General features: G+C 40.8%; 18 protein-coding genes. 16 read left to right on the top strand and 2 right to left on the bottom strand.

The features are described from left to right. Positions 1–5: 5 nt before the first annotated feature. From PP2015_RS08535 to PP2015_RS08600, 14 genes are all read left to right on the top strand, one after another. Positions 6–1,613, top strand: coding sequence for a carboxyl transferase domain-containing protein (locus PP2015_RS08535; protein WP_058029870.1), 1,608 nt, complete (start codon positions 6–8; stop codon positions 1,611–1,613). Positions 1,614–1,623: 10 nt separating this feature from the next. Continuing rightward, positions 1,624–2,406 carry an enoyl-CoA hydratase-related protein gene (locus tag PP2015_RS08540; protein WP_058029871.1) on the top strand — a complete coding sequence of 261 codons (783 nt, stop codon included), beginning with the start codon at positions 1,624–1,626 and terminating at the stop codon, positions 2,404–2,406. 10 nt (positions 2,407–2,416) lie between these two features. Beyond that, positions 2,417–4,381 carry an acetyl/propionyl/methylcrotonyl-CoA carboxylase subunit alpha gene (locus PP2015_RS08545; RefSeq protein WP_058029872.1) on the top strand — a complete coding sequence of 655 codons (1,965 nt, stop codon included), beginning with the start codon at positions 2,417–2,419 and terminating at the stop codon, positions 4,379–4,381. A gap of 1 nt (position 4,382) precedes the next feature. Then, positions 4,383–5,288 (top strand): hydroxymethylglutaryl-CoA lyase, encoded by a 906-nt coding sequence (locus tag PP2015_RS08550; RefSeq protein WP_058029873.1) that lies wholly within the window; start codon positions 4,383–4,385, stop codon positions 5,286–5,288. A 64-nt stretch (positions 5,289–5,352) separates the two neighbouring features. Then, complete coding sequence (locus PP2015_RS08555) at positions 5,353–6,051, top strand: CoA transferase subunit A (RefSeq protein ID WP_058029874.1); 699 nt, start codon at positions 5,353–5,355, stop codon at positions 6,049–6,051. An 11-nt stretch (positions 6,052–6,062) separates the two neighbouring features. Beyond that, entirely contained in the window at positions 6,063–6,719 is a 657-nt protein-coding gene (locus PP2015_RS08560) for a CoA transferase subunit B (RefSeq protein WP_058029875.1), read from the top strand. 198 nt (positions 6,720–6,917) lie between these two features. Beyond that, positions 6,918–9,692 carry a M16 family metallopeptidase gene (locus PP2015_RS08565; protein ID WP_193330512.1) on the top strand — a complete coding sequence of 925 codons (2,775 nt, stop codon included), beginning with the start codon at positions 6,918–6,920 and terminating at the stop codon, positions 9,690–9,692. Between the two features lie 136 nt (positions 9,693–9,828). Further along, positions 9,829–10,029, top strand: a complete 201-nt coding sequence (locus tag PP2015_RS08570; RefSeq protein ID WP_058029876.1) for a hypothetical protein — start codon at positions 9,829–9,831, stop codon at positions 10,027–10,029. Positions 10,030–10,193: 164 nt separating this feature from the next. After that, positions 10,194–11,702: a Calx-beta domain-containing protein gene (locus PP2015_RS08575; protein WP_058029877.1), complete on the top strand. Its 1,509-nt coding sequence runs from the start codon at positions 10,194–10,196 to the stop codon at positions 11,700–11,702. A gap of 136 nt (positions 11,703–11,838) precedes the next feature. Further along, positions 11,839–12,726, top strand: a complete 888-nt coding sequence (gene ppk2, locus PP2015_RS08580) for a polyphosphate kinase 2 (RefSeq protein ID WP_227009253.1) — start codon at positions 11,839–11,841, stop codon at positions 12,724–12,726. A 9-nt stretch (positions 12,727–12,735) separates the two neighbouring features. Further along, entirely contained in the window at positions 12,736–13,062 is a 327-nt protein-coding gene (locus PP2015_RS08585; protein ID WP_058029878.1) for a hypothetical protein, read from the top strand. 111 nt (positions 13,063–13,173) lie between these two features. Further along, complete coding sequence (locus tag PP2015_RS08590; RefSeq protein WP_058029879.1) at positions 13,174–14,133, top strand: hypothetical protein; 960 nt, start codon at positions 13,174–13,176, stop codon at positions 14,131–14,133. 11 nt (positions 14,134–14,144) lie between these two features. After that, positions 14,145–16,394, top strand: coding sequence for an NAD(P)-binding protein (locus PP2015_RS08595; RefSeq protein ID WP_058029880.1), 2,250 nt, complete (start codon positions 14,145–14,147; stop codon positions 16,392–16,394). Positions 16,395–16,607: 213 nt separating this feature from the next. Then, a complete protein-coding gene (locus tag PP2015_RS08600; protein WP_083496551.1) occupies positions 16,608–19,424 on the top strand; it encodes a bifunctional aconitate hydratase 2/2-methylisocitrate dehydratase in 2,817 nt (938 codons plus the stop codon). A gap of 394 nt (positions 19,425–19,818) precedes the next feature. Here the strand turns inward: PP2015_RS08600 and PP2015_RS08605 are convergent, their stop codons facing one another. Then, complete coding sequence (locus tag PP2015_RS08605) at positions 19,819–21,852, bottom strand: EAL domain-containing protein (protein ID WP_058029882.1); 2,034 nt, start codon at positions 21,850–21,852, stop codon at positions 19,819–19,821. Between the two features lie 72 nt (positions 21,853–21,924). After that, positions 21,925–22,821, bottom strand: coding sequence for a LysR family transcriptional regulator (locus PP2015_RS08610; protein ID WP_058029883.1), 897 nt, complete (start codon positions 22,819–22,821; stop codon positions 21,925–21,927). Positions 22,822–22,947: 126 nt separating this feature from the next. On the opposite strand from PP2015_RS08610, the gene hutH reads away from it, so the two are divergent. Further along, on the top strand, positions 22,948–24,447 hold the full coding sequence (hutH, locus tag PP2015_RS08615) for a histidine ammonia-lyase (RefSeq protein WP_058029884.1): 1,500 nt from the start codon (positions 22,948–22,950) through the stop codon (positions 24,445–24,447). Between the two features lie 11 nt (positions 24,448–24,458). Further along, entirely contained in the window at positions 24,459–26,468 is a 2,010-nt protein-coding gene (locus PP2015_RS08620) for a urocanate hydratase (protein WP_058029885.1), read from the top strand. The last annotated feature ends 8 nt before the right edge of the window (positions 26,469–26,476 follow it).

Raw genomic sequence — 26,476 nt, forward strand, 5'->3', positions numbered from 1 at the left:
ACACCATGACTGTTTTAAACTCATCTATTAATGTGCATGACAGTCAGTTTAAAGCAAACAGTGAAGCTATGGCTTCACTGGTTGCAGATTTAAACGACAAAGTTGCTCAACTTGCACAAGGCGGTGGTGAAGCACTTATCGCTCGTCATGAAAGTCGCGGAAAAATGTTTGTTCGTGACCGCATCAATACCCTTCTTGATGAAGGTTCTCCTTTTCTAGAAATCTCTCAATTTGCTGCGTTTGGCGTTTACGAGGAAGATATACCTTGTGCAGGTGTCGTTGCTGGTATTGGCCGAGTTCAAGGCGTTGAGTGTATGATTGTCGGTAACGATGCAACCGTAAAAGGCGGCACTTACTTCCCACTGACTGTTAAAAAACATTTACGCGCTCAAGAAATCGCAGAGCGTTGTCATCTACCTTGTATTTATTTGGTTGATTCTGGTGGCGCAAACTTACCCGAACAAGACGAAGTATTCCCTGACAAATTGCATTTCGGTCGTATTTTCTATAATCAGGCACGCATGTCGGCTAAGGGCATTCCACAAATTGCCGTGGTAATGGGTTTATGTACTGCTGGTGGTGCGTATGTACCGGCAATGGCAGATGAAAGTATCATCGTAAAAGAGCAAGGCACGATTTTCTTAGCGGGTCCGCCTCTTGTAAAAGCAGCAACGGGTGAAGAAGTATCAGCCGAAGATTTAGGCGGTGCAGATGTACACTGTAAAACATCTGGTGTTGCCGATCACTATGCAGAAAACGACGAACATGCGCTATCGATTGCCCGTCAATGTGTTGCGCGTTTCAATCATCAACGCCCTACTGCACCTATCCTAAAAGACATTAAGCCACCACGTTACGATATTCGTGAAGTGTATGGCATTGTTGGTACTGATCTGAAAAAACCATTTGATGTACGTGAAGTGATTGCACGTATTGTTGATGATTCTCAATTTGACGAATTCAAGCGCTACTTTGGTGAAACCCTTGTTACTGGCTTTGCTGAAATCTACGGTCATCCAGTAGGGATTGTAGCCAACAACGGTATCTTATTCTCTGAGTCGGCACAAAAAGGCGCACACTTTATTCAATTATGTGCACAGCGCGACGTTCCTTTGCTGTTTTTGCAAAATATCACTGGCTTTATGGTGGGTCAAAAATACGAAGCTGAAGGCATCGCTAAACACGGGGCTAAAATGGTAACTGCTGTATCTTGTGCTGACGTGCCTAAATTTACAGTATTAATTGGCGGCTCATACGGCGCAGGTAACTATGGCATGTGTGGTCGTGCTTATGAGCCTACCATGATGTGGATGTGGCCAAATGCACGTATTTCAGTGATGGGTGGTGAACAAGCTGCGGGTGTACTGACGCAAGTGCGTCAAGACGGCCTTGCACGTAAGGGTTTGAGCATGACTGACGAAGAAGTTGCTGAGTTCAAAAAGCCAATTGTTGCGCAATATGAAGAGCAAGGTCATCCTTATTATGCAAGCGCACGTTTATGGGACGACGGTATCATTGACCCTGCTGATACTCGTACTGTTTTAGGTCTTGCCCTTGAAGCTGCGGCTAACGCGCCTAAGCAAGAATCTAAATTTGGCATTTTCAGAATGTAAGGAGCGCACTATGTCGGTCACTTTAAATATAACAAAAACAAAAGTGGCGATTTTAGAACTAAGTCGCCCTGAAAAACATAACGCCTTTGACTCGCATGTGATCAATGAGTTGATCCAATGCATTGAGCATGCAAATAGCCTTGATATCCGTGCTTTGGTTTTAAAAACCGAAGGTAAACACTTCTCTGCAGGTGCCGACCTTGGTTGGATGAAATCAATGGCGGGGAATAATTACGATGAAAACGTCGCAGATTCAGAGCAACTTGCAAAGTTAATGCACGTGCTAGCTACCAGCCCTCACCCAACTCTGTGTTTAGTGCAAGGCGCAGCATTTGGTGGTGCACTGGGTTTAATCGCCTGTTGTGACATTGCTGTTGCAACTAGCAATTCAAAATTCTGTTTAAGCGAAGTTAAGCTCGGTCTTATCCCTGCCGTTATTAGCCCGTATGTCATTAAAGCTATCGGTGAGCGCCAAGCCCGTCGCTACTTTTTAACGGCTGAAGTGTTTATGGCTGATAAAGCGCTAGATATGGGCTTAATTCATGAGATTAATGATGAGCTGACTGCTGCACAAGACCAGTTTGTTGAATTATTACTGAACAATGGTCCAGCAGCTGTTAAATCAGCAAAGTCATTAATTAATGAAGTGGCTAATCAAGACATTGATGCAGAGCTTATTCTTCATACGGCAAAACGCATTGCTGAAATCAGAGTAAGTGAAGAAGGCCAAGAAGGCTTAACTGCATTTTTCGATAAACGTGCGCCAAATTGGCAAACCGCCGCAAAGCAATAAGGTCATTACTATGTTAAAGAAAATTCTAATTGCGAACCGTGGTGAAATTGCCTGCCGCGTTATGAAAACAGCTAAACGTTTAGGTTTGCGCACCGTTGCCGTTTATTCCGATGCAGATGCCAATGCCCTGCATGTTAAACAGGCTGATGAAGCCTACCATATAGGCCCAGCACCAAGTAAAGATTCTTACCTAGTTGCTGATAGAGTTCTAGAAGTAGCAAAACTAGCTGGTGCTGATTGTATTCACCCGGGCTACGGCTTTTTATCTGAAAACGATGTTTTTGCGCAAAAGTGTGAAGAATCAGGTATTGCTTTCTTAGGGCCACTGGCAAGCTCTATTGAAGCGATGGGTTCAAAAACTCGTGCTAAAGAGATAATGGCTGAAGCCAATGTACCGCTTGTGCCTGGTTACTATGGTCAAAACCAAGATGTCGACTTTTTAACGGCAGAAGCTGAGAAAATTGGTTATCCAGTGCTTATCAAAGCTGCGTTTGGCGGCGGTGGTAAAGGCATGCGTGTTGTTCGTGAAGATTCAGAGTTTGTAAGCGCCTTAGAAGGTGCAAAACGTGAAGCGCTTGCTGGATTCGGTAACGACCTAGTTTTACTTGAGCGCTACGTAGATACGCCACGTCACGTTGAAGTACAAGTCTTTGCAGATACGCATGGTAACTGTGTTTATTTAGGTGACCGAGATTGCTCTTTACAACGCCGTCACCAAAAAGTCATTGAAGAAGCTCCTGCCCCGGGTTTATCTGACGATCTTCGTCGAGAGATGGGTGAAGCAGCGGTACGTTGTGCTCAAGCAATTAACTATCGCGGTGCAGGTACGGTTGAGTTTCTACTGTGCGGTGACGAATTCTTCTTTATGGAAATGAACACGCGCCTGCAAGTTGAACACCCGGTTACAGAAATGGTAACAGGCCTTGACCTTGTTGAATGGCAAATTCGTGTCGCAAGTGGTGAAGTACTTCCTCTTCAGCAAGATCAAGTGACTTTATCGGGTCATAGTTTTGAAGCGCGTATTTACGCCGAAGATCCGACTGAAAACTTTATGCCATACTCTGGCACACTAACACATTTATCTTTCCCTGCTGAAAACCAAGGCGTACGTGTTGATACAGGTGTTCAATCGGGTGCTGAGATCAGCCCATTCTACGACCCAATGATCGCCAAGTTAATTGTGCATGGCGCAGATCGTAAAACGGCATTGTTAAAGCTTCACCACGCACTTGAAGAAGTGCATTTATCGGGTGTTAAATCGAACATTGCGTTTTTACATCACCTATCGGGACACGATACTTTTGTTGCTGGTGCACCAGATACCCACTTTATTGATACTCAAACTGATGTATTAACTGTTGAGCACGCACCTGAAGAAATGATCTCAGTGATTGCAGCAGCGGCTTACTTAGCAAATAAACAAAACCAAGCGAATTTTGCTGCAGCTAAATCACCTTGGCAAAGTGCCATAGGCTTTAAGCTAAACCAGTCTGCTTCTGTAGTTGTGCCGTTTGATGGTTTAAACATTAAAGCGTTTGTTCAAGACAATGGCTTTAAATTAACGGTGAATGGTAACGAGCATACAGTTTCAGCAACTCTTAACAGTGAATCTTTGACTATCAACCTTGATGGTCGTATCTACAAAGCCAGTGCATTGGTCAATGACGAGCAAGTGACGGTGATGTTCAGTGCTTTTGTACGTACTTTTGATTTACGCTCTAAACACTACATTAGCCAACATGAGCACGAAGAAGCACCATTAGCAGCGCCGCTAAACGGTACGGTTGTAAAACACCTAGTTGATGTCGGTACTGAAGTCGCTAAAGGTGATGCAGTAGTAGTTATAGAAGCCATGAAGATGGAGTATACGCTTAACGCTCCATTTGCGGGCACATTAACCAGTTATTGCTTTGCTGAAGGCGAATTAGTAAGTCACGGTGCCCTACTTGCCATCGTTGAAGCTGTGGAGGCATAACATGGCGTATCCAACTCAGGTCAAAATCGTTGAAGTGGGTGCCCGTGATGGCTTACAAAATGAAAGCAAAGTCACCACTGAGCAAAAGATAACCCTGCTAAATGGGCTATCTGAAGCTGGTGTTATTCATCTTGAGGCAGGTGCCTTTGTATCGCCTAAGTGGGTGCCGCAAATGGCGGACTCGGCTGAAGTTATAAAAGGTTTATCTGTTAACCAAAATGCGCAGCTTTCAGCGCTCACACCAAACTTAAAAGGCGCAGAAGCCGCCCTTGAATGCGGCATTAAAGAGTTCGCTATTTTTACCGCGGCCAGCGAAGCGTTTACTCAAAAGAACATTAATTGCTCTATTGAAGAAAGTATTGAGCGCTTTAAACCTGTAGTAGAGCTAGCTCAGCAACATAACGTTAAAGTTCGCGGCTATGTCAGTTGTGTGGTTGGCTGCCCTTATCAAGGCGATGTGCAACCCGAGGCAGTACTTGATGTGTGTAAACAATTGTTGGCTCTTGGCTGTTATGAAATAAGCCTGGGCGACACCATAGGCGTTGGTACACCAAGTAAAGTGAAAAAGCTACTTGATTTGCTTACTAAAGAACTGCCTTTAGACAAGCTGGCTGTGCACTTTCACGATACCTACGGCCAAGCTATCGCCAATATCCACACGGCACTAGAAATGGGTATTAGTACCATAGACAGTGCCGTTGCAGGCCTAGGTGGTTGCCCTTATGCACAAGGTGCGTCAGGAAATGTTGCCACTGAAGATGTCATTTACTTACTTGAAGGGCTTGGCATAAGTACCCAAATTGATTTAGAAAGGCTTGCCAAGGCAGGTTGGGCTATCTGTGATGCCTTAAATAAGCCCCCTGCCAGCAAGGTTTCTTTAGCATTACGTGCGAAGTGCGAACAATAAAAATGATAGTGGCGTGAGCATAATGCTTGCGCTCTTTTGACAAACAAAAGTTAGGAGTGGTCTTATGGCCGGTTTTGATAAAGTAGTGAATAGCTACGCCGAAGCAATGGCGGGTTTAAAAGATGGTGATACCATCATCGCCGGTGGTTTTGGTTTATGTGGGATCCCTGAAGGTTTAATTGCAGAAATTAAACGTCTACAAACCAAAGAGCTGACTGTTGTCTCTAACAACTGTGGTGTTGATGACTTTGGTTTAGGTATTTTATTACAAGACCGTCAGATCAAAAAAATCATCGCCTCTTATGTTGGTGAAAATGCCCTTTTCGAGCAGCAATTACTAGACGGCATCATCGACGTTGAGTTAACGCCACAAGGTACTTTGGCTGAGAAAATGCGTGCCGGTGGTGCAGGTATTCCTGGTTTCTATACTGCAACAGGATACGGTACACCGATTGCTGAAGGTAAAGAAGTTAAAGAGTTCAACGGCCGCCCTTATATTCTTGAAGAATCAATCACCGGTGAATTTGCCATTGTAAAAGCATGGAAAGCAGACCGTTACGGCAACCTTGTTTTCCGCCATACGGCAATGAACTTTAACCCTATGGCTGCAACGGCGGGTAAAATTACCGTTGCTGAAGTTGAAGAAATCGTAGAGCCGGGTGAACTTGAACCAAGTCAAATTCACACACCAGGCATTTATGTAAACCGTGTTATCAAAGGCGACTTTGAAAAACGCATCGAACGCGTTACAACCAGTAAGTAAGGAGCATAACAATGGCTTTATCTCGTGAACAAGTTGCAATGCGTGTTGCGCAAGAACTTCAAGACGGTTATTACGTAAATTTAGGTATTGGTATTCCTACCCTGGTGGCTAACTATGTACCTGACGGCATTGAAGTTATGCTTCAATCAGAAAATGGCTTATTAGGCATGGGTCCATACCCTACTGAAGAGCAAGTTGATGCAGATATGATCAATGCGGGTAAAGAAACCGTGACAGCTGCTACTGGTGCAGCTATTTTTAATAGTGCCGAAAGTTTTGCCATGATACGTGGTGGTCATGTAGACTTAACGGTTCTAGGTGCATTTGAAGTTGACCAAGAGGGTAATATCGCTTCTTGGATGATCCCGAAAAAATTAATCAAAGGCATGGGTGGCGCGATGGATTTAGTTGCCGGCGCACAAAACATCATCGTTACTATGACCCATGCCAGTAAACATGGCGACTCTAAATTATTAGAGAAATGCTCGCTGCCTTTAACTGGTGTTAATTGTGTCAAGAAGATCGTAACTGACCTTGCCGTATTAGAAGTTAAAGATGGCGCATTTTATTTGCTAGAACGCGCGCCGGGTGTTACTGTTGATGAAATTATAAGCAAAACAGCGGGTAAGCTGATCGTTGAAGGCGATATCCCTGAAATGCAGTTCTAGTTTCAGTGTCAACAATAACAACACGAATGTACCGACCTCATTCCCAGTGCTAACGCGCTGAGTTACCCAAAACCCCTCAAACGAGGGGTTTTTTTTCGTCTATAACTTTCTACATTTAGTTACAAACTTAAATTATTCGTTTCAATTTAAGTGTTAAACTATGTACCGATAATATACAAACAATATGGACATATAAAAATGAAAAAAACTGCATTATCGGCGTTGGCTTTAGCTGTAAGCCTTGCCTTGACAGGTTGTAACTCAACAACCAATTCTTCTTCTCAAAATTCAGTCGTCGCAAGTTCCACACAAGCCTTACCAAGTATCGATATTGCTTACGATACTTTCACTTTAGACAATGGTTTAAAAGTTGTTGTTCACACAGACCGTAAAGCACCTATCGTTGCTGTTAACGTTTGGTATAACGTTGGTTCAAAGCATGAACCTGAAGGCAAGTCTGGTTTTGCTCACCTATTTGAACACTTAATGTTCAATGGTTCAGAAAACTATGATGATGAATACTTTGGTCCGTTTGAAAGAGCTGGTGCAACTGAAATGAACGGCACAACAAATAGTGACCGTACTAACTATTTCCAAAACGTACCAACTACAGCACTTGATATGGCACTGTGGATGGAATCTGATCGTATGGGTCATCTACTAGGCGCAATTACTCAAGAAAAGTTAGACGAACAACGTGGCGTTGTACAAAACGAAAAGCGTCAAAGTGAAGGCCAACCTTACGGTAAAATGTGGGAAGCAATTACAGTTAATACTTTCCCAAAAGGTCACCCTTATTCGTGGACAGTAATTGGTTCTATGGACGACCTTAATGCTGCATCACTAGAGGACGTGCACCAATGGTTTAAAGATTACTATGGCCCTAACAATGCCGTATTAGTGCTAGCTGGTGACATTGACGTCGAAACAGCAAAAGAAAAAGCAAACAAATACTTTGGTGACATAAAACCTGGTAAACCTGTAGCGCAGATGGAAGCATGGGTTGCTAAGCGTAGTGGCGAAAAGCGTATGGTTATGCAAGACCGCGTTCCTGCGTCACGTGTTCTAAAAGTATGGAATACCGCCGAACTTGGAACTGCCGACTCTGAATACCTTTCTCTTTTTGCTGACGTACTTGCTTCTGGCAAAAACAGTCGTCTTTACCAACGCTTAGTTTATCAAGAGCAACTTGCATCTAGCGTATTTGCGTTTAACTTCCAGCGCGTACTAGCCGGTCAGATTATTCTAGGTGCTGACGCGTTAGATAAGAGTAAACTACCAGAGATTGAAGCCATCATTGATGAAGAACTAAATCGTTTAATCACTGAAGGTCCAAAAGCTGAAGAGCTAAACCGCATTAAGTTTGCAAATGCTTCTGGTTGGATAAAGCGAGTTGAAGGTGTAGGCGGTTTCGGTGGTAAGTCTGATGTTTTAGCATCAGGTGCTATCTATCATAATGACCCAGGCTTTTATAAAAAATCACAAGAAATTCAGGCAAACGCTACTGTTGCAGATGTACAACGAGCTGCTGAAAAATGGCTTACTGATGGTGAATTTATCTTAACAATTAACCCTTTTGAAAAGTATTCAGCTAACGAAAAAGGCGCTGATCGTTCAAAGGTACCAAGTGTTGATTCACTACCAAAACTAGATTTACCAGAAGTGCAAACTACAACACTAAGTAATGGTCTTGAAGTTGTCTTAGCAAAACGTTCCGATACACCGACTGTTGAACTTAGCTTACAGTTTGATTCTGGTTTCGCGACAGACATTGAAGCTAAATCTGGTTTAGCTAACTTCTCTATGTCAATGCTAGATGAAGGTACGACGAGTTTAGATGCGTTACAATTAGCAGCTGAGCTAGAAAAGATTGGCGCGTCAGTAGGTGCATGGGCAAGCTTAGATACTTCATCTATGACCTTAAGTACACTTTCTGTTAACTGGGAAAAGAGTATTTCACTGTTCGCAGATATCTTACAAAACCCTGCATTAAAAGACGCTGATATTGAGCGTGTAAGAAAATTAGTGTTAGATGGCATTAAGCAAGAACAAGCTCGCCCGCAGACAAACGCTTACCGTATTCTTCCACCACTCCTTTATGGTGAAGGTCACCCATACGCGCAACCTCTAACAGGTTCAGGTAGTGAAGAAGACGTTAAAGCAATCACTAAAGCCGATATCGAAGCGCATTTAAGAAAGTGGCTACGCCCTGACAACGCACGCATGGTAGTGGTTGGTGATATTGACCTAGATACTTTAACTGCTTCTCTTGAATCGCAACTAGGCCAATGGAAAGCACCTAATACTGCAAAACCTGTGAAACAATTCAAACAAGTTGCTGCACCTGAAAAAGCGCAAATCTTTGTACTTGATAAGCCAGAAGCACCGCAATCGTTGATTATTGCTGGCCTACTTGGCAAATCACGCGACAACCTAAAACCAGATCAAGACATTAAACTTGATGTTATGAACGCAATTTTAGGTGGTACATTTACTTCACGTATCAATATGAACCTACGTGAAGACAAAGGTTGGTCATACGGTGCTCGTAGTATGCTTATGAATGCACAAGCTCAATCACCATTTATTGTTTATGCTCCTGTTCAGACTGATAAAACAAAAGATTCTATCCAAGAAATCTTAAAAGAGCTTAACGGTTATATTAAGTCTGACCTTGCAAAAAATGCCGAGCTAGACAAAGTTGTGTCTAACAAGGTTGCTAAGATCCCAGGAAGTTACGAGAAAAAACGCAGTCTTCGTAATGCGCTGGCTGATGCGTATAGCAAAGGCCGTACAATTGAATACCTTGAGCAATATGGCGAAAAAGTAAAATCGTTAGAACTCAAAGATATTCATAATGAAGCGAAAAATCTAATCAACCCAAATCAACTAACTTGGGTTATTGTTGGCGATGTTGCCAAGATTAAGTCTCAGCTCGAAAGCTTAAATATCGGTAACATCACTTACCTTTAATATAAGCTGATTTTAAAGATTAAAAAGCAGTATGGTTTCCATACTGCTTTTTGCAAATATTCTGGTTTTTCTTGATTTGCTAACTTTGCATTTTTAACAGTTGCTATAAAATAGGCTTTTTACTCTGGAGAGCAGTATGAGCCAAACATTTAAAGTTATACCCCCTACAACAAAAGTGTTCTGTCACGAACGCGGTGAAGGTTGGACCTTAACCGGTATCACTGACATCAACGAGCATACATCAGTTATGTTCAACGGTACTCGCTACACTATACCTGCCAAAAAAATTATTGAGGAACTATTACCAAACTTCGAAAAGCAAATACAAAAGAACTAATTTATGTTTGCAAACCGTTAACAACAAGGCGATAATAAAAAATATCTGCAAAGATAATAATGGATGCGCCTTCCCTTGATGGACTAAGACCCACATCAATTTGGATTTGATGTGTCATTACTTTGTGTTTTCTATAGTTATGGAACTGAATTTAGGATTGCACTATGTATAGGTTTTTCACACTTTCGTCTTTGGCGATTGCAATTTCGACAGCTTCACTGTCTTTATCTGCGAATGAATGTAAAGGTGAACTTTACGGTATTAACGCAGGTCGAGGCGAAACTGGTATATTATTTAAACTTAATGAGCAACTTCAATCTGTCGAAGCTGACTCTGTTGCCAAATTCAGCTCTGCTGCGTTAGCGTATGATACTCAACAGAATAGAATCTACTATGTCTCTGCCCCTAGAGCTTTAGACTACAAAGTAGACATCAGCCATTTAAACTTATCAAGTTCAGAAAAAAAACACTTACCTATTTCTGGAAGTCGATTTAAATATACTAAGCTTGCTTTTTACGATGTTAATACACAAAGCCACACCGAAATAGGCCGAACAAAAGGTGTTATTTCTCTTGTCTTTGATGAAACGAATAATCGCTTAATCGGCAGCACATTTTCAGAGCTTTACGAAATTAACCCACAAACCGCTGAATACACTAAGCTTGCTGATTTAGGTACTCTCAGCGGTAAATATCGTGGCGATTTAGCCTTCTATGAAAATGAATTGGTATTAGTAACCAGCACGACTTCCTATAAGATCAACAAGTCTGATTATTCAGTTGAAAAATTAGCAAAGCATAACCTAACAGCGGTTACCGGTGCGACTGTAGACAAAGCAGGAAACTTAATCATTAGCCGGACTAAAATAAACGATTTAGGTCACACCAACAAATCTGATATTTATAAACTTAATCCGTATTCTGGTAATACCTGTTTTATTTCAGAAGTCCCCGTTAGACTGAACGATTTGACAACGAATACGTCCATAAGTACTGCATGTTATACAGCCCCGCTCTGCGAAACAGACCCACTACCAAGTATTTCTATTTCGGCAATTGAAGATACTGTCACAGAGGGTCAGACCTTATCTTTCACTGTTAGTCTTTCTAACAGCTATTATCAAAACGTTGAAGTTGAAGTGTCTGCGATTGAAGGCACAGCAACTAGTGCTGATTATAATTTTGCAACACAACTAATAACGTTTACTGCAGGTGAAACCGATAGCACTATTGAAATTCCAACTATTGATAATGCTGAATTTAGTGAAACAAAATCTTTTACTATTCAGGCTACCGCAAATTCGAACAGTACTGGTAACGCAAATGCGCCAGCAATGATATTGAACGATGACGCAGAATGTACACCTACGCCATATACCAAAATAAACTATCAATTTGTAAGTGAAAGCGCTGGTTATAACAATGATTGGGGCTTGAAAGTAAATAATCAGTTCATCAAACTTCTTGATGAATACGGTGGTTCCGGTAGTTATCAATTGCCTGCTTCAACTCAATTTGACTACGCTTTGGCATTAAATGGCAATGCTTCTAAGTTAACTAATAACTTCAGGTGGCACGGTCAAAAACAGTATTGGGAAGACCAAAATGATGGCGATTATAACGATTTTGTTGTCACCGTTTGGACAGAACAAATTCAAGTAGGCTGTAACTAAGCCATTCTCAAGGGAGTATTAAGCTCCCTTTTTTATTGCTTCTTTTATGCTCAATTAGACATAGATCAATACACTGCTTAAAGCGCGCTTTATAGTAAGGTGTTAACAGTTTAATTTTTTGGATAAGGAAGCGCCCGTGCAATCAAATAATATAGAGCAATTTCCAACCTCATCGTCTGATCATGTTAAAGACTCAAATAGCGAGGTGGTATTTGACCTAAATGTAAAAAATCCACCAATGAAATGGAACGCAGATGGTAAATACCCCTATTCATCAAAAATGGATGTCGTAGACTACGAAAGGCATAAGCATGAATTGCAAATAGAGCTTCTTAAAATGCAAGGTTGGGTAAAAAACACTAACCAACGTATTGTTGTACTATTTGAAGGCCGAGATGCAGCGGGAAAAGGCGGAACAATTAAGCGCTTTATGGAACACCTAAACCCCCGTGGCGCACATGTCATCGCACTTGAAAAGCCTAACGCAAGAGAGCGTAATCAATGGTATTTCCAACGCTATATTCAGCATTTACCTACAAAAGGTGAAATCATTCTTTTTGACCGCTCTTGGTATAACCGTGCTGGTGTAGAAAAAGTAATGGGTTTTTGTGACGATAATGAATATCTCGAATTTATGCGACAAACACCCGACCTAGAACGCATGCTAGTTAATAGTGGTATTAAATTATTCAAATACTGGTTCTCTGTGAGTCGTGAAGAGCAATTTAGGCGTTTTAAATCTCGTCAAAACGATCCTCTAAAGCAATGGAAACTTAGCCCTGTCGATATGGCCTCATTGTCTAAATGGCACGATTACAGTGAAGCGAAAGATGCCATGATGTTTCACACCCACACTAAAGATGCACCATGGACTCAGATCCGCTCTGACGATAAAAAACGTGGCCGCATTAACTGTATGAGACATTTCTTGAGCTGTTTAGATTACCCAGGCAAAGACGAAGACGTGGTTAATCAAGTTGACCCACTGATTGTTGGCGAACCAAGCTCTTTCGAGCGTAAATAAGGAGGCACAATGGAGGAATTAACATTAGATGCCGAGCTTGTTTTTGAAGATAGACTGATGAAACTGGAAAAAATAATTCAGTTGAGCCAGCAAGAGGTCGAACGCACATCAGCAATTGCAAAAGATGCCTCTGATCAAGCACAACTTGCTGTTGAACAAGCCAAAGAAGCTGAAGTTGCTGCTGACAAAGCCATTAAGAAACTGAAATATGCGACTAAGCAACTTAAAGATGCCAAGGTAATGAAAATTGCCCAAAAAAAAGCATCTAAAAAGTCAGCGATCAAACGTGCGAAGAAGATGGCAAAAAATAAGAAAGCCAATACTTCAGCAGCATAGTATGAAAATAGCGGAGTATGTACTCTGCTATTTCTCATGATTAACTCGATAATTCAAATTTCCTCTGCTAAAACAGATAGAGCAATCATGCTATCAAAGAAGGAAATTGCTATGTCAGAGAATAACTCTGGAAGTTACCAGCACTTTTTGGGTAACCCTATTGCAAAACCACCCTGTCGTATGCTCAATGCAAGAATGTACGGTTTTTTTATTGAAGGCAAATACGACACGATCACCAATTTTGTCGATTCAACGCTAAATTCAGTTTCAACAAATGATGTGTATTTTAAACCGCTATCTCAATATTGTTTACTTACTTTTACTGATATTGAAAACATCGCTTCAAAAGTTGAACCATTTAGTCAATACGGTTGGATGCAAGAAACAGATATTATTGTTTGGTTACCTATTGCTAAGGTAGATAAGAGCACCAAGAAAGCTTTACATATTTATTGGTATCCGGCGTTTATTACCGTAAATAATATTAACGCCTTAGTGAATGGTCGCGAAACTTGGGGTTATAACAAGTATTTGTGCCGCTACTCTATGCCTAGTGACTATAAACAAGCTGACAACTTTACGTTAAGCCTAGAAACATTTCAGCCGTTTAATCCAACTACCAAAATGGACTGGCACGAATTGCTCACCATTAAACGTTTCTCTGACGGTGATTCGCTATTTGAAGAGATCATAGAAGTTGGTCAAGAAGTGGCTGAACTTATCCACGCGAGTATAGAGGAGATCCAAATAAGCGCTGAACTTATAAAGCAATTTATGAGTGGGATTAAAAACCCGCAAATGGATCAAATTCTGTTTAAACAAATACCTGACGGGTTTGCCTACAATGCGGTATACAGTGCCGTGGTTCACTCACCTTCAACTGTGAGAAAAATCCATAAGATAGCAATGCTTAAAGATGAGTATCACGTCAACATCAATAAACTCGATGCTTTCCCGTTTGATCAGATGTTTGGCATTAAAATTGGGCAGCAAAAAGCCCTACTCCCCTATTATGTTTGCATGGATTTTGACCAGGATGGTGCTTATGAAATAGTTTCAAATAACAGCTAAAGGAGCTGACTATGGCTAAGGAAAAAATCGTTATTTTAGGTGGCGGCGTTGCCGCAATGACATCAGCTGTTTACTTGACAGAAAATGAAAACTGGCAAGAGAAATATGACATTACAGTCTACCAACTAGGTTGGCGTTTAGGCGGTAAAGGCGCCAGTGGTAGGAACCCTTATTTAGGACAAAGAATTGAAGAACATGGCCTACATGTGTGGTTTGGCGCTTATGTTAATTCATTTCGCGCTATTGAAACTGTATATAATCAATTAAACAGACCAGACAACATGCCCTTGAGTTCCTGGCAAGAAGCATTTAAGCCACATAGCTTTGTGGTGTTACAAGAGTTCATTGAAAATGAATGGCAAACTTGGCCAGTAGACTTTCCAACAATTGATGGCAACCCTGCTGATGGCACACTCGATCTGCATTTTTGGCAATTGCTCGAAGTACTCATTGCTTGGCTACATAAATTCATTGAGACCTTAGAAGACGAAATCGAACAGGCTAATAAAGCCACTAAGTTACAAACAAAAAAGTCGAGAGATAGAAGTCTGTTACAACACTTGGCGACCGAAATAACTGATGCCTTCGATGACATTGAAGATGAAGTGAGTGATTTTTTTAACTCTGCACATAATGAACTAAAAGAAATATGGTCTTCGCCTAAGATACTGGCAACTCAGCTCAAACACCTTTTATCCCTCAGATCGAATGATAAAAATCTACAAAACCCAAAAGACAGACTTGTTGTTTGGTACATAGTACGAAAATTAAAACGCTGGTTAAATAGTGAGGCCATTGAACTACTCGATGAAAATCCAACGATACGTCGCGCTTATATCTGCGCTGATTTAGCCATCGCAATGACGACAGGTCTTATAAAAGATAAAGTTTTTTCAAAAGGATTTGGTTCAATCAATAACATTGATTTCAAAGATTGGCTTAAAAAGAATGGCGCAAACGAAAAGTACAGTGTTGAATCAGCGCCTGTAATTGGTTTTTACGATTTAGTATTCGGTTATGTTGATGGCGATTTTAGCAAAGGAGATGTTGAAGCTGGCGTTGCAAGTTTAGCAATGCTCAGACTTATGCTCTGTTACCACGGTGGCGTTATGTGGAAAATGCAAGCAGGTATGGGCGATGTAATATTTTCACCTATTTACGAATTACTAAAACACCGCGGTGTAAAATTTGAATTTTTCCACCAGGTTGAAGCTTTAAAGCCCGCAACTAATAGCCAAACTGATAATCTTATTAGTGAAATTGTGATGACTGAACAAGTCTCATTGAAGTCAAATAGCTATGATCCACTTGTAAATGTAAAAGGTTTACCCTGCTGGCCCTCCTACCCGCTTTTTGAGCAAATTGAAGATGCCCAAGCTAACTTATTACAAGACAATAATATTAATTTGGAATCGTTTTGGAGTGATTGGCCTGAAGTTTATGAAGCGAAATTTGGGCACACTTTACCGACCAAGACACTAAAGCAAGGTCAAGATTTCGACAAAGTAATTTTTGGTATTTCAGTCGCTTCTATTGCACATTTATGTCCTGAATTAATCGCACTAGACGACAAATTTAAGCAACAGGCAACTCAAGTCAAAGCTGTCGCGACTCAAGCATTTCAGTTATGGATGAATAAAACGGATGAGCAGCTTGGTTTTAACTACATTCCAGAAAGCCAAGAGCGACCTATTCTAAGTAGTTTTTCTCAGCCTTTTGATACCTGGGCTGCTATGTCTAACTTATTAGATAAAGAAGATTGGCCTCTGAACAATCATCCAAAGAATCTCGCTTATTTTTGTAGTGCCTATACGTGTGATGACTATCCAGATAAAGATGTATATGACTTCCCTGCTCAACAAAAAGCCATTGTAAAGCAAAACGCACTTGAAAAATTAAATAGAGAAATGCAACCATTATGGCCTGAAGCCTATCACGGTGATGAATTTAATTGGGACGTTCTTTACTCTGCAAATAACTTACAGGGTGAATCGCGTTTTGATGAACAATACTGGCGTGTGAACGTTGACCCCTCAGAGCGTTATGTGTTGTCAGTCACTAATAGTAGCCAATATCGATTAGCCACTGACGGTACCATTTTCAATAATTTATACATTACTGGCGATTGGATAAAAACTGGCGTAAATGCCGGATGTGTTGAAGCAGCAGTAATGGCAGGCATGCAAACATCAAGAGTCATTTGCGGATTACCAGAGAAAATCAGTGGCGAAGATGGATTTGAGCCTGATGGCGCTATTTAATATCAATTATATTTATAGCAACTATTTTTGGTATTGATGTAAATTATTATGTATTTGCGATAGAATCGCAATGCAAGTAATTGATAGATTCAAAATATCATACATAAAGTCGGCTATAATATTAGTCGGCTTTAATGAGCATTTTCGTTGGGCAATTTAATTTAGCACTAAGTTGCTCACTTCGTATCAAGTAAAAAACACCGAGAGTTTTCTATGAGTTTGTATACAGAATACATGGAAGAGATCCAAACGCGTAAAGCGGAACTTGGACTTAGCCCAAAACCAATCGACAACGCAGAGCTTCTGTCTGAAATCATTGCTCAAATTAAAGATACAACAAATGAGCATCGTGAAGATTCTTTAAACTTCTTCATCTACAACACACTGCCAGGTACTACATCTGCGGCAGGCGTGAAGGCGCAATTCTTAAAAGAGATCATTCTTGGTGAAGAATCTGTAGCTGAAATCACAGCTGATTTTGCATTTGAACTACTTTCTCACATGAAAGGTGGTCCATCTATCGCTGTACTACTTGACCTTGCACTAGGTGACGACGAAACGATTGCAAAACAAGCTGCTGACGTACTTAAAACACAAGTTTTCTTATATGATGCTGACACTTCTCGTCTACAAGAAGCATACAAAGCTGGCAATGCTGTTGCTAAAGAAATTCTTGAAAGCTACGCGAATGCTGAATTCTTCACAAAACTTCCTGACGTACCGGAAAAAATTGAAGTTGTAACTTACATTGCGGGTGAAGGTGATATCTCAACTGATTTACTTTCTCCAGGCCACCAAGCGCACTCGCGTGCTGACCGTGAACTACACGGCCAGTGCATGATTACACCTGAAGCACAGCAAGAAATTGTTGCGCTTAAAGAAAAGCACCCTAACGCGAAAGTAATGCTTATCGCAGAGAAAGGTACTATGGGTGTAGGTTCTTCACGTATGTCGGGTGTGAACAACGTAGCACTTTGGGCGGGTGAGCAAGCAAGCCCATATGTACCATTCATCAACATTGCACCTGTTGTTGCAGGTACTAATGGTATTGCACCTATCTTCCTTACAACTGTTGATGTAACAGGTGGTATTGGTCTTGACCTTAAAAACTGGGTTAAGAAAGTAGACGCTGATGGTAATACAGTGACTGATGAAAACGGCGACCCTGTATTAGAAGAAGCTTACTCTGTAGCGACAGGTACAGTATTAACTATCGATACTAAAGCTAAAAAGCTTTACAACGGCGACAAAGAGCTAGTTGATGTATCTTCTGCTTTCACTCCGCAGAAACTTGAGTTCATGAAAGCGGGTGGTTCTTACGCGGTTGTATTTGGTAAGAAACTTCAAACACTAGCAGCAGAAACGCTAGGTGTTACTGCACCAGCAGTTTATGCACCATCAAAAGAGATCTCTCATGAAGGTCAAGGTCTAACTGCGGTAGAGAAAATCTTCAACCGTAATGCTGTTGGCGTTCAGTCTGAAACTCCACTTCACGCTGGTTCAAACGTACGTGTTAAAGTTAATATCGTAGGTTCTCAAGATACAACAGGTCCTATGACTTGTCAGGAACTTGAAGCGATGGCTGCTTCAACGATTTCTCCACTTGTTGACGGTGCATACCAATCAGGTTGTCACACTGCATCAGTATGGGATTCAAAAGCGCAAGCTAATATTCCAAAACTAATGGCGTTCATGAACAAGTTTGGCCTTATCACAGCACGTGATCCAAAAGGCGTTTACCATTCAATGACTGACGTAATCCACAAAGTATTAAACGATATTACTGTGGACGACCGTGCAATCATCATCGGTGGTGACTCACACACGCGTATGTCTAAGGGTGTAGCGTTCGGTGCTGACTCTGGTACTGTTGCACTAGCACTTGCAACAGGTGAGTCTGCAATGCCAATTCCTGATTCTGTTAAAGTAACATTTAAAGGCAAAATGGCTAAGCACATGGACTTCCGTGACGTGGTACACGCAACGCAAGCGCAAATGCTTAAGCAATTTGGTGGTGAGAATGTTTTCCAAGGTCGTATTATCGAAGTTCACATCGGTACATTAATGGCTGACCAAGCGTTCACATTCACTGACTGGACTGCAGAAATGAAGGCAAAGGCTTCAATCTGTATTTCAAACGATGAAACACTAATCAAGTCAATCGAGCTAGCAAAGAGCCGTATCCAGATCATGATCAATAAGGGTATGGAAAATGAAGCTAAGACACTTCAAGGTCTTATCGACTTAGCTGACGAGCGTATCGCAGGTATCAAGTCTGGTGAGCAACCAGCGCTTGCACCAGATGACAACGCTAAGTACTACGCTGAAGTAGTTGTAAATCTTGACGAAATCGTTGAGCCAATGATTGCTGACCCAGACGTAAACAACGAAGACGTTTCTCGTCGTTACACGCACGATGTAATTCGTCCTGTATCATTCTACGATGGTAAGCCTGTAGATCTTGGTTTCGTTGGTTCTTGTATGGTTCACAAAGGCGACATGCAGATTATTGCGCAAATGCTTCGTAACCTTGAGAAACAAAACGGTTCAATCGAGTTCAAAGCACCGCTAGTTGTTGCGCCACCAACATATAACATTGTTGATGAGCTTAAAGCTGAAGGTGATTGGGAAGTTCTTGCTAAATACGCAGGTTTTGAGTTTGATGATGCAAATCCAAAAACTGCAGCACGTACTAAGTATGAGAACATCCTTTACCTAGAACGCCCAGGTTGTAACCTTTGTATGGGTAACCAAGAAAAAGCAGAACCTGGTGATACTGTAATCGCAACTTCTACACGTCTTTTCCAAGGTCGTGTTGTAGCAGATACAGCTGAGAAGAAAGGTGAATCACTACTAGGTTCAACACCATTAGTAGTACTTTCTACTATTCTTGGTCGCTTCCCTACTATGGCTGAATACTCAGCTGCAGTTGAGGGCATTGACCTAACAGCATTTACTCCACTTGAAGAAGAACTAACTACTAAGTTTGGCTCTGAAAAAGCGGTACCTGTTAAGGTTGTTGAAGCTTAATTCACATTAATCTTCGTTAATACTAAAACGCGGTAAGTAATCTTACCGCGTTTTTTATATATTTCAGTATATAAAAAAATTAATTTATCAGTATGGCTTGTAAGGAGATAAAAGAGAAATTTGTTAGAGTTGTATACCACGCCTGAATAATACTCAATCATTTTGAGGGACTAAAACAGACTCAAGCTTCATTAAAATTTCTTTTCAGAACAAATAAATAGCAAAATTTTAGCCTTGTTATCGACCAATTTACCTTGCTTAAAAATAGATCGCTTAATTAAGAAGAATGGTATTACGCAATATATCTAAGTCTTTACGATTGTTTAAATATCTGCTCGTAATCGTGTAAAACTCTGCCGAACATGTAACTTTTTAGGACCTATCGTTGATTAGATTATTCAGCAACACTCTTAAATTCTTTGTCGAAACTCAAGACTTCTTTCTTAGGTAAAGCTTTTTGGTACACGCAACCTTGTACTTCAGCAATATTTAATTCATTAATAAATACAAGTTGTTCCTTAGTTTCAACCCCTTCAGCAATTATTGATTTGTCCATATTATGAAGTAAATCTACAATCTGCTGATAAAACTTCTTACCCTTAGGACTATCAGTGTCATCCAACAATGATTTATCAAGCTTTATAAATTTAATTGGTAGCTCTGACAGCATCGACAAACTTGAATATCCTGTTCCAAAATCATCAATAACTGTTTGAATACGTGATTTTTTAAGACTTGCAATATTTTGTAAAACCGCTTTTTTATCACTTAAGTAACTGGACTCTACGATTTCGATCTTAAGTTGATTTGGAAAAGCTTTAAACAATTCGCACACATATTCAATTAAAAAACTGTTAGACATAACTTTAGGGTTAACATTGATGCTAATAATTGGTTTTAATTTTTTTTGTTTAAAAAACTCTAAATCTCTACATGCTTGTTCAATCACCCACATATCGATTATTTCAGTTTCATCGTGCTTTATTAAAGTATCTAGAAAATATGGTCCAACAATATCACCCGTCTTCTTTTCAAGCCTAAGTAAAGCTTCGTACCCTGAAATAGTTTGTGACTGCTGGCAAACTTGAGGTTGATAATAAAGCATCAATCTTCCCTCACTAATTTCTGTTAGGATCTCATTGAGTACTTTGTTAGATTTTTCAGTGTCTAATTGATGTGCAATGAAATTTGATTCGCTTTTATTTCTCAATTGCTCTGAAATATTGAGTTGATCTCTAAGTTTTCCAATTGCTTTATCAAAATTTATCTGCTCACTATGCCATTTTAAAAAAGGGTAATATATCAAGGTATTTAGGCATAACAAGCTTAATTGTAATAGTACGCCTGAGACCCCTTCTGACACTATGAATCCATTTATTAATGTCGGTGTCATCCAACTAATCGTTTCATTGGTGACATTAACTAAACCATTTTCGATGACAACGAAAGAAATTAAAAAGTTAACAGTCGGTGCCAGCAAAAATGGAATTAACATGATCGGGTTTAAAAAAATCGGTAGTGCAAAAAGTATGATTTCACAGAAATTAAAAGCAGTAAAAGGAATTGAAAGTTTAGCTATATTTTTTTCATGGGAACCTGATTTCAAAAATAACGCTGCAATAATCAACCCAGCAAAACACCCCGTTCCACCGATAAGTACAAACGTGTCATAAAATGTTTTTGCTGGTAAATCACCAATAATCGGTTGCAGTAGATAATTTGCGTCAAATACCATGTTGAAAGTATTGTCACCGTGAATACCTAAAAACCATAGCCCATGAGTAAACAACATTCTTTCAAATGTTAATTCGGCAATGGTTGATTGACCTACATCTGGCGTAATCCAAGTTGCAAACAACTCCCCAACTGCGTTAATAATTGGCATAAAAGTGTAGAAGCTGAAAAATGTTAGTGTGAAAGGCAAAATAACAAGCAATTTTTCACTTAAAAACCGACTAACATGGTGAAAATACTTATCTAAATTTGGGTGTAGATTAACAAAAAATTTTAAAATTAAGCTACTTAGACAAGGTATGATAATCGCGTATGGTGTACCGCCAGACGGATTAAGTTCAAAAGACCCATCATCTAAAAGGACATATTGTCCATGCAATAAAAAACAAAGCAGGGCTAACATTGCTCCTACTACACCACTTTGCCCCAAGTTTTTACTAATGAAAAACCCAATTAAAACTGAAACAAACACAGGAAATAGCGACAGCACTAATGAAGCGCTCGAAATGATCAAACTATAGGCTTTATCCGTTGGGGTTACAATTTCCAGCTTTAAGGCACTATTTAGCAATAAAATAGCGATTGCACTACTAACAAAATAAGGGATAAGTGCAATAAACGCTTCACGCAAAGAAAGCAATAAACGGCTGTGCAGTATAGCTGTTAGAGAACGCTTAATTTTTAATAAAGACAATAAAATGCCCCTGATATTATTGTTAAATTAAGTATAAACTGCTTCTTACTATCTGCGAAATAATCATTAAAATTAATCCTTGTGAGAAACCAAAAGCGCATCAACTATCGCATTTGTTAAAGGGTTTACTTTATTACTTTTTGACGTAATTAAACTTACGGGGATATTATAAGCATACTTTTCAGGCTGAATTACTTTCATTTCGCCTTTATCAACCCAGAAACTCGCATAATGCTCAGGTAGATAACCGATAAATTCACCAGACAAAATTAAATGAGCAATCCCTTCGTCATGATACGCACTAGCACTATTTTGATAGTTTAGACCATCGTTTCTGACTTCTCTGTCTCTCATATAATTAGATGTAATAACTTCAGCATCTAGTAAATATTCTGATATCGCCTTGTCATTTAACGTGAACAAATCATGCCCTTTTCCACAGTAAAGATAATTGTTTTCGTTGTGCAATGGTATGTATTCAAGTCCTCTAATATGGTGTCGACTCACACCTAAACCTACTAGTGAACGACCGTTTATCACTGAGGTTTCAACTTCTCTGGCCTCACATACATTAATATCAAATTGAATGTTCTTACTTAGCTGGCGAAGTGACGCTATCGCTTGAGCAACGCCACAGCGGGGATCGCTCACCATAGTATCAATCACCGCGATACTTACCCTACCCGATAACTCATTTTTAGAACTCGCTACTGTATTTGCAAATGCTTCACATTGCTGCAAGAGTTCTAGAGAGGCTTGATAAGTGACTCTTCCAGGCTCCGTTAATTCAAAACCACTTCTACCTCGCTTGCAAAGTTTTATACCTAAACGAACTTCTAAGTCCGATAAATGTGAACTAATGGTCGAACGTCCGATATTTAATCTCGATTCTGCAGCAGATAAACCGCCACATTCCACGATTGCGACAAAAACTCTTAACAATTTGAGATCTACGTCATGTATTTGCATTAATGTGCCAAATATTTAGTTTGATAAACTAGGAATAAATGTCGATTATATGCAATTTATAAAACTTCATCCACTCGTTAATATTTGAGCCATAAATATAAGAACTCAATGAATTTGGAGAACAAGATGACGTTTAGATATGGTGTAGACCGTCTAGATCTTGATACTGTAAATGGTATTGCAAACGGTTCAGTTGATGCTGTTTTAACAAGTGACGCTATCGACAAGATAAATACAAGCCGTCAACGCGTTGACCAAATGGCCGCCTCTGATAATGCTGTTTATGGTATTAACACTGGGTTTGGTCCTCTGTGTGATACGCAAATCACCCCAGCAGAAACAAACCTATTACAAAAAAACCTGCTAATCACGCATGCGGTTGGTGTTGGTAACCCAATCGATAAATCTATCTCTAAACTCATGCTTATCACCAAAGTGCACGCGTTAAGCCAAGGTTTCTCCGGTATTCGCCTTGAAACCGTTGAGCGTATGCTGAAGTTTATTGAGCTTGATTTAATTCCAGTTGTACCGGAGCAAGGTTCGGTAGGTGCATCAGGCGACTTAGCGCCATTATCGCACTTATTCTTACCACTTTTAGGTGAAGGTGAGTTTTGGGTTGGTGATGACATTGTGCCTGCGGCAAAAGCTTTAGCTGACAATGGCTTAGAGCCAATGGATCTGCATGCTAAAGAAGGTTTAGCCTTAATCAATGGTACTCAGTTTATTTTATCTCATGGTATTACTGGCCTAACTAAGATGCGTTACTTGCTGGACCTTGCCGATGTTGCAGGTGCAATGAGTATTGAAGGTATGCAAGGTAGCCAATCGCCATTTAGAGAAGAGCTTCATGCAATTCGTGCCTTTGCAGGCAATGTTGAAGTCGCAACACGCATGCGTCGTCTATTTAAAGATTCGCAAAATATGGCAGATCACACTGACTGCGACCGCGTTCAAGACCCATATTCATTGCGCTGTATTCCGCAGGTGCACGGTGCATCGCGCAACGCTTACAACCACTTAAAAGAACTCGTTGAGATTGAAATGAACTCAGTCACAGATAACCCAATTGTGATCAGTGAAGAAGAAGCGATTTCGGGCGGTAGTTTCCACGGTCAACCACTGGCAATGGCACTTGACTATGCGTCAATTGCAGCTGCTGAGCTAGGGAACATTTCAGACCGTCGTTGTTATTTGTTGCTTGAAGGTTTACATGGCTTACCGCGCCTACTCACTACATCTGGTGGCCTAAACTCAGGCATGATGATCCCGCAGTACACCACAGCGGCACTTGTCACCGAAAACAAATCACTGTGTTTCCCACCGTCAGCGGACAGTGTACCAACGTCAATGGGTCAGGAAGATCACGTGTCTATGGGCAGTATTTCAGGCCGTAAACTTAACCAAATTCTTGGTAATCTTGAGAAAATCTTCGCAATTGAGCTAATGTACGCAGCGCAAGCCGTTGATTTTAGACGCCCTAATACTTGTTCAGATATTATTGAACAAAATCATGCACTCATTCGTACTAAGGTTGCGAAATTAGAAGAAGACAGACTATTAAAGCCTGATATTGATGCCATGGTTGAGTTTGTAAAATCTCAGGCATTTACTGTTACGCTTAATTAAGGATAACTGACATGAACTTACAAGAATTTCAACACAGCATAAAACAGGGTATCCCGAGCGAGCTGCCTGCACCTAAAGCATATCCTGCAGGCGCTAACCGCGCACCAAAGCGTAAAGATATTTTATCGGTTGAGGAAAAGCAGCTAGCGGTGCGCAATGCGCTACGTTATTTCCCGAAAGAGTGGCATGCGGAGCTTGCTGAAGAATTTGCACAAGAGCTTAAAGACTTTGGCCGTATTTATATGTACCGCTTTAAGCCAAACTATGAACTAAAAGCACGTTCAATCTCTGATTATCCTGCAAAATGCGAACAAGCTGCGGCGATCATGTTAATGATAGACAATAACCTTGATCCAGCAGTGGCACAACACCCTGAAGAACTTATCACTTACGGTGGTAACGGTGCGGTATTCCAAAATTGGGCACAATACCTACTAGCTATGAAGTATCTAAGCGAGATGGAAGAAGACCAAACGCTTCATATGTACTCTGGTCACCCTATGGGCTTATTCCCATCTTCAAAAGACGCGCCGCGTGTTGTGGTTACAAACGGTATGATGATCCCCAATTACTCTAAGCCAGATGACTGGGAAAAGTTCAATGCGCTAGGTGTAACGCAATACGGTCAAATGACTGCAGGGTCATTCATGTACATTGGCCCACAAGGCATTGTTCACGGTACAACCATTACGGTAATGAACGCATTCCGTAAAGTGCTTAACAAAGGCGAATCACCTAAAGGTAAGATCTTCTTAACAGCGGGTCTTGGCGGTATGAGTGGTGCACAGCCAAAAGCGGGTAACATTGCTAACTGCATTACAGTATGTGCCGAAGTTAACCCGAAAGCAGCGATTAAACGTCATGAGCAAGGTTGGGTAGATGAACTTGTTGATAACATCGATGACTTAGTTGCACGTGTGCGTAAAGCACAAGAAAACGAAGAAGTGGTGTCTATTGCGTTCATTGGTAACATTGTAAACGTGTGGGAAAGCTTCTTAGCTGAAGACATTTTTGTACACTTAGGTTCAGACCAAACGTCTCTTCATAACCCATGGTCAGGCGGTTACTACCCGGTTGATATTAGCTACGAAGAATCAAATCGCTTAATCCGTGAAGAGCCTGACGTATTCAAAGAGAAAGTACAATCAACCCTTAAGCGCCACGCTGAAGCGGTAAACAAGCACACAGCAAAAGGCACGTACTTCTTTGATTATGGTAATGCGTTCTTACTAGAGTCATCGCGTGCGGGTGGTGATGTTATGGCTGAAAACGGCATCGACTTTAAATATCCGTCATACGTACAAGATATTCTAGGTCCTATGTGTTTTGACTATGGCTTTGGTCCGTTCCGTTGGGTATGTACTTCTGGCAACCCTGCAGACTTAGACAAAACGGATGCGATTGCTGCGCAAGTGCTTGAAGAAATCATGGCGAACTCGCCAGAAGAAATTCAGCAGCAGATGCAAGACAACATCACTTGGATCAAAGACGCGAAAGAAAACAAGCTAGTGGTTGGTTCACAAGCGCGTATTCTTTATGCAGACTCTGAAGGCCGCATTAAAATTGCTAAAGCATTTAACGATGCTATTGAGCGTGGCGAGATTGGTCCTGTGGTACTTGGTCGTGACCACCACGACGTATCTGGTACAGATTCACCATTCCGCGAAACATCTAACATCTATGATGGCAGCCGCTTCACAGCTGATATGGCTATTCATAACGTCATTGGTGACGGTTTCCGTGGTGCAACATGGGTATCTATCCACAACGGCGGTGGCGTTGGTTGGGGTGAAGTGATCAACGGCGGCTTTGGTATGCTACTTGATGGCTCAAGCGATACTGAGCGTCGTCTTAAGTCAATGCTACTATTCGACGTAAACAATGGTATTGCACGTCGTAGCTGGGCACGTAACGAAGAAGCTAATTTCGCCATTAAACGCGAAATGGCGCGTACACCTAAGCTAAGAGTCACGCTTTCACAAAATGTTGAAGATGATATTTTAAATAATTTAAGTTTTTAAGTTATTCT

It is taken from the genome of Pseudoalteromonas phenolica, assembly GCF_001444405.1.
GTDB lineage: Bacteria > Pseudomonadota > Gammaproteobacteria > Enterobacterales > Alteromonadaceae > Pseudoalteromonas > Pseudoalteromonas phenolica.

What these genes read in the sequence shown, in the direction of transcription:
- PP2015_RS08550 (WP_058029873.1), top strand. Translation starts at nt 4,383, where the DNA reads ATGGCGTATCCAACTCAGGTCAAAATCGTTGAAGTGGGTGCCCGTGAT.
- PP2015_RS08610 (WP_058029883.1), bottom strand. Translation starts at nt 22,821, where the DNA reads ATGCAAATACATGACGTAGATCTCAAATTGTTAAGAGTTTTTGTCGCA.
- PP2015_RS08620 (WP_058029885.1), top strand. Translation starts at nt 24,459, where the DNA reads ATGAACTTACAAGAATTTCAACACAGCATAAAACAGGGTATCCCGAGC.
- PP2015_RS08595 (WP_058029880.1), top strand. Translation starts at nt 14,145, where the DNA reads ATGGCTAAGGAAAAAATCGTTATTTTAGGTGGCGGCGTTGCCGCAATG.
- PP2015_RS08600 (WP_083496551.1), top strand. Translation starts at nt 16,608, where the DNA reads ATGAGTTTGTATACAGAATACATGGAAGAGATCCAAACGCGTAAAGCG.
- PP2015_RS08535 (WP_058029870.1), top strand. Translation starts at nt 6, where the DNA reads ATGACTGTTTTAAACTCATCTATTAATGTGCATGACAGTCAGTTTAAA.
- PP2015_RS08570 (WP_058029876.1), top strand. Translation starts at nt 9,829, where the DNA reads ATGAGCCAAACATTTAAAGTTATACCCCCTACAACAAAAGTGTTCTGT.
- PP2015_RS08545 (WP_058029872.1), top strand. Translation starts at nt 2,417, where the DNA reads ATGTTAAAGAAAATTCTAATTGCGAACCGTGGTGAAATTGCCTGCCGC.
- PP2015_RS08565 (WP_193330512.1), top strand. Translation starts at nt 6,918, where the DNA reads ATGAAAAAAACTGCATTATCGGCGTTGGCTTTAGCTGTAAGCCTTGCC.
- PP2015_RS08575 (WP_058029877.1), top strand. Translation starts at nt 10,194, where the DNA reads ATGTATAGGTTTTTCACACTTTCGTCTTTGGCGATTGCAATTTCGACA.
- PP2015_RS08585 (WP_058029878.1), top strand. Translation starts at nt 12,736, where the DNA reads ATGGAGGAATTAACATTAGATGCCGAGCTTGTTTTTGAAGATAGACTG.
- PP2015_RS08590 (WP_058029879.1), top strand. Translation starts at nt 13,174, where the DNA reads ATGTCAGAGAATAACTCTGGAAGTTACCAGCACTTTTTGGGTAACCCT.
- PP2015_RS08555 (WP_058029874.1), top strand. Translation starts at nt 5,353, where the DNA reads ATGGCCGGTTTTGATAAAGTAGTGAATAGCTACGCCGAAGCAATGGCG.
- hutH (WP_058029884.1), top strand. Translation starts at nt 22,948, where the DNA reads ATGACGTTTAGATATGGTGTAGACCGTCTAGATCTTGATACTGTAAAT.
- PP2015_RS08540 (WP_058029871.1), top strand. Translation starts at nt 1,624, where the DNA reads ATGTCGGTCACTTTAAATATAACAAAAACAAAAGTGGCGATTTTAGAA.
- PP2015_RS08560 (WP_058029875.1), top strand. Translation starts at nt 6,063, where the DNA reads ATGGCTTTATCTCGTGAACAAGTTGCAATGCGTGTTGCGCAAGAACTT.